Here is a 3,971-nt window from a genome sequence, read left to right on the forward strand (position 1 = left end):
GGCTCACTCATGAAGTATCCAAGGATGGCAATGATTGCATAGGCTCCGATGGCAATCTCCAGGGCTTTGCGAACTCCCACTTTCTTTCCAAAGGCAGAGTAGGCAAGTGCAGAAGGGAATGCCACAAACTGCGTGATGAGCAGGGCAATGATCAATGATTCACTGGGAAAGTTGAGGCTTGTCCCATAATTCACAGCCATTCTGATAATGGTATCCACCCCATCAATATACAGCCAGTATGCGATGAGAAAGATTGCCAATGTCTTCAGTTGGCGAAAACTCTTCAAGGTCTGCCGTGTTATGGAGAGCCCTTTCTTGACTGCCTGCTTAAAGGGGAGGTTGTCTTCGGTTACCTCTTCCTTTACGAAAAACAGAACTGGAAGTGTGAATACCACCCACCAGATACCTACGATGACAAAACATACCCTGATAGCTTCCCCCCCATCTGTAAATCCAAACCATGATGGATTGAGATACATCAGAACATTTACCAGGAACAACAATCCCCCTCCGATATACCCCAGGCTGTATCCGAGTGAGGAGACAAAATCCACCTTCTTCTCTGACGCTACAAAAGGAAGGAGTGCATCATAGAAGGTGTTCGCTCCGCTGAAGCCGACCACAGCAACAGAGTAGAAGAGTACTGCCAAGGGCCAGGAGCCCATCTGTAATACATACAGGCTTGCAGTCATCACTGAGCCTATCAAAGCAAAAAATGCAAGTAAGCGTTTCTTGTAGGTGCCCCAATCTGCGATAGCACCCAGTATGGGGGCCAAGAGCGCAACGATCAATGATCCCAGGGAGTTTGCCAGTCCAAGATAAAATGTCCCTTCCTGGCTGCTTGCTCCTACTGCCCAATAGGCACTGAAAAAGACAGGGAAGAACCCTGCCATCACCGTGGTAGCAAAAGCACTGTTCGCCCAGTCATAGAATGCCCATGCGACAATCGAGCGTTTTGAATCTTGCATTGTGTGTACCTTCTTTCTCATAGCGTACCAGTGAATGACGAATCTGTCATGCGCTATTTTCACCATGGTTGTATTGCACAACGTGCTATCCTTCAATACAATACGCTCCTGTAGATATCCTAGAAATATGGAAGGTTATTTCCCATGATTGTATGTAAATTCGGTGGAAGCTCTGTTGCTGATGCCAAACAGATAGTTAAAGTTAAAGCGATTGTAGAGGCTGATCCAAAACGACAGATAGTGATTGTCTCTGCTCCAGGAAAACGTAACAAGGATGATGAGAAGGTGACAGACATGCTCTATGCATGTAATGCACTTGCCCAGCAAGGATTGACTTGCAAGCCGGTCTTCAAGAAGATTGCCGACCGTTTTACCTCCATCCTTGAAGACCTTGGCATCGAGAAGAAACCCTTTGTTGCTGTCCTCGAGGAAGTTCGCCAGATGATTGATGCAGGCCATGGTGCAGAGTATGCAGCAAGCCGCGGAGAATATCTCAGTGCCCGGATGATTGCCGCCTACCTTGGTTGGGATTTCCTGGATGCTGATCCGTATATCGTCATCAACCCTGATGGGACGGTACATGAGCAAAGCTATGAGAACCTCAGAAAGGTATTGAAGAAAGACAAGAAGTATATTGTTCCTGGTTTCTATGGCTGCGATATCGAAGGGAAAGTAAAAACTTTCAGCCGAGGTGGGTCGGATATCACCGGAGCCATTCTCAGCAGTGCTGCTGATGCGGAATCGTATGAGAACTGGACCGATGTTTCGGGGGTGTTCTCAGTGGACCCCCGCTTGGTGGATAACGCAAAGGTGATCAAGACTATGACCTATCGTGAGCTTCGTGAGCTTGCAGGTGTTGGAGCAAATGTCTTTCATGAAGAAGCAATTGCTCCTGTGATCGCAGCCCAGATTCCCATCAATGTGAAGAACACCAATTCACCGGAGGATATGGGCACCATGATCGTCAATGAACGAGAGAGTGGAACAGCTCCCCTTGCAGGTGTCTCAGCAAAGAAAGGCTATAGCAGGATAACCCTGCGTAAGCTGATGCTCTTCAAGCAATCCGGGACCAGTCATGCACTGCTCACCATGTTGTATGTGTTTGGCATCAGGCCCTCTTTCAGCTTGTTTGGCGTAGACAGTATCGTCTGGTTTTTTGAAACAAGCCAGGCAAGTGACAGTGTCCTGAAAGCAATGTGCACCCGTCTCACCAGTGAATTCTCTCTCGACTCCATTGAAGTTGATCATGATCATGCAATTGTAGGTGTTGTAGGAGAGGGCGTCATGGGTCACCGTGACCTGATTGCTAAAGTGGTTGGTGCCTTGGATAAAGAATCCATCAGGTTGAATTTCCTCAACTTCGGTGCATCCGATACTTCCTTGCTGCTTGGAGTCCATGCTGATAAAACACAAGACGCTGTAATCACACTGTATAATGCATTGTTCTAAGCATCTGTTCCTCCACTTTCCCGTGGAGGGATTTTTTTACCAAAAAATATTATAATATACCTTTATAACATACCGAGAAAAGAATGTAAAAGAGTCTGCAATTCTATTGATTACTTCCTCTTTTTTTCTTATGGTATAGGTAATATGTACATATGAGGGTAGTGTAGTGGTCGATTCTGCTTCGCTCTATTTGGCCTTGATGATCTTCCTCGCGAGAGTGGTGGATGTCTCTTTGGGTACTTTGCGTCATGCCCTTGTCATTCGTGGCAAGAGAGCTCTTACGTTTATCATTGCATTTGTTGAATCCATCATCTGGGTGTTTGCTGTATCGAGGGTCATCAATGACCTGTCAGATCCTCTCATGGCTATTGCCTTTGCATTTGGATTTGCTGCTGGGACTTTTATGGGAATCACCTTGGAGAGCATTCTGAAAATCGGGGATCAAGTGGTGAAAGTCTTCACTCAAAAGGGTTCTGCAGTTGCTCAGCTCTTAAGAGAACAGGGCTTTCGTGTCACTGAGTTTCAGGGGAATGGACGGGATGGCACCATCTATCTCCTGTTCGTACAAGTTCCCAGAAAATCAGTGAAGCAAGTCATGAAACTTACCCGTTCCATTGATTCCACCTGCTACCTTGTAGTCGAAGATATCAAGATGCGTGCTTACGCCTAAAAAAAACCGGCCCTTAAGTGGGCCGGCTATACATGAACTGATTGTTATTTGTTGATAACCTGTTCGGTTTCGAGATCGAAGAACTTAGCCTTTGCCATATCAGGAATCAAGTAAATCTTGGTATCCGGGGCAGGAACAAGGGTAGGTTCAATCTTACCGATAACCTGGCTCTTGGAAGTGGAGGTATAAACGTGGGTCTCACTACCAAGGGGTTCAACAACACTTACCGTACCATTGATGGTCTCTCCATCCTTGGCGGTATTGCTGAATGAAACATCCTCAGGGCGGATACCGAAGGTTACTGATTTTCCTACATAGGGGGTCAGCATTTTCTTCTGCTCTGCAGTGACTTTAAGGCGGAAGGTACCTTCGTTTGCGTAGATATCATCGCCATCAGCTTCAATAGCAGTCTCGAGGAAGTTCATTGGGGGAGAACCGATGAATCCGGCAACAAATTTGTTCTGTGGGTTGTTGTAGAGATCAAGAGGTCCACCAATCTGCTGGATGACACCAAACTTCATTACGACGATTACATCAGCCATGGTCAGGGCTTCTACCTGGTCGTGGGTGACATAGATCATGGTTGCCTTGAGGCGGTTATGCAGGGAGGAAATCTCTGCACGCATCTGGACACGAAGCTTTGCATCGAGGTTGGAGAGGGGTTCGTCAAAAAGGAATACCTTTGGCTTACGAACGATAGCTCTTCCTACTGCAACACGCTGTCTCTGTCCACCAGAGAGAGCCTTTGGCTTTCTGTCAAGCAGCTCTTCAATCTCGAGGATCTTTGCTGCTTCACGAACACGCTGGTCAATCTCTTCTTTGGGGAACTTACGAATCTTCAATCCGAAAGCCATGTTGTCATAGACGGTCATGTGGGGATAGAG

At 46.8% G+C, this 3,971-nt stretch carries 4 protein-coding genes; 2 read left to right on the forward strand and 2 right to left on the reverse strand.

Annotation, left to right across the window (positions count from 1 at the left end; genetic code table 11):
• Positions 1–968 (reverse strand): MFS transporter (locus tag JF818_RS04230; protein WP_198890729.1); only part of this gene is annotated, 968 nt, incomplete at its 3' end.
• Between the two features lie 144 nt (positions 969–1,112).
• On the opposite strand from JF818_RS04230, the gene JF818_RS04235 reads away from it, so the two are divergent.
• Together JF818_RS04235 and JF818_RS04240 are read left to right on the forward strand one after the other, a co-directional pair.
• A complete protein-coding gene (locus tag JF818_RS04235) occupies positions 1,113–2,417 on the forward strand; it encodes an aspartate kinase (RefSeq protein WP_198890730.1) in 1,305 nt (434 codons plus the stop codon).
• A gap of 166 nt (positions 2,418–2,583) precedes the next feature.
• Positions 2,584–3,087 (forward strand): DUF5698 domain-containing protein, encoded by a 504-nt coding sequence (locus tag JF818_RS04240; protein WP_198890731.1) that lies wholly within the window; start codon positions 2,584–2,586, stop codon positions 3,085–3,087.
• Between the two features lie 44 nt (positions 3,088–3,131).
• On the opposite strand, the gene JF818_RS04245 is transcribed toward JF818_RS04240, so the two are convergent.
• Positions 3,132–3,971 (reverse strand): ABC transporter ATP-binding protein (locus JF818_RS04245; RefSeq protein ID WP_198890732.1); only part of this gene is annotated, 840 nt, incomplete at its 5' end.

Origin of the sequence: Sphaerochaeta sp. S2 (genome assembly GCF_016406725.1) — a bacterium.
Classification (GTDB): Bacteria; Spirochaetota; Spirochaetia; order Sphaerochaetales; family Sphaerochaetaceae; genus Sphaerochaeta.